The organism is Bartonella sp. AC130YNZD, from assembly GCF_042196865.1.
Taxonomy (GTDB): domain Bacteria; phylum Pseudomonadota; class Alphaproteobacteria; order Rhizobiales; family Rhizobiaceae; genus Bartonella.
The window spans coordinates 1-889 of sequence record NZ_JBHIQZ010000129.1; the positions used below are offsets into that span (position 1 = coordinate 1).

Below are 889 nucleotides of genomic sequence, written 5' to 3' on the forward strand. Positions count from 1 at the left end.
GAGTGTTTATGGTTGATGTTCCAGAGCCACAGTCGGACATGTCTATTGTCCGAGGTACTGTCCTTATCTATAATACCTGGGCTAGGATTTTATTTGACACTGGTGCATCACACTCATTCATTGCATCATCATTTGCATGTGCATTGGGTAACGTTTGTCGTGCTTGCGACCTTATGGTTGCCGACAATTACCTGACATTTGATTTGATTCTTTTAGATATGCACACCTTTGATGTTATCCTGGGTATGGATTGGCTTGGTACTTTTCGGGCCAGTATTGACGGTTATGCCCATAGGGTTACATTGCACGTACCCTCGGGCTTTTTGTGTACTTTTGTTGGGGAGCGAGAGGATCCTAGTATACCTCTCCGATTACAGTTACGGGGACAGGTTTCCCTAAGTTACTTGTTATCTAGCCTGTTGGGTAGTGTCGAGCCGGAGGTTGCACCTGAGCTACCTCTTGTGGTTTGTGAGTTTCCGGATGTGTTTCCGGAAGATTTGTATGGGTTGCCACCTCACCGTGTCGTTGATTTTGTTAGTGATAAGCCCTAAGACCAGGTCTTTAAATAGGTTTAAGGGTTTATCTATAATTGAATTGTTCAATAATGAAATGGCACTTTATTTTATCATATTCTTGTAAGTCGATAAAAGTCCATAGAGTTTGAGCAAACGGGTAATTTCTCAAAGTGTTGAGAAAAAGGAGACTTACTCCTATGATACTCATATTTAGAATGTTCCTAGTCGTAGGATAGTCATTTGGACACTGATCATCCAGATAGACCAGCACATATTATACTTTTTCCATCAGGAGAATGACAGTCTCATGTCATTCATGTAGAGACACGAAAAGTAAATATATGGGTGCTTGATAAAGATCAATTATACTGAAC

Annotated in this window: 1 protein-coding gene; it reads left to right on the top strand. The window is 40.9% G+C overall.

The annotated features are described in order from the left end of the window. A partial coding sequence (locus tag ACFINU_RS10080) for a hypothetical protein (protein ID WP_375667702.1) occupies positions 1–551 on the top strand: 551 nt, incomplete at its 5' end. Positions 552–889: the final 338 nt, after the last annotated feature.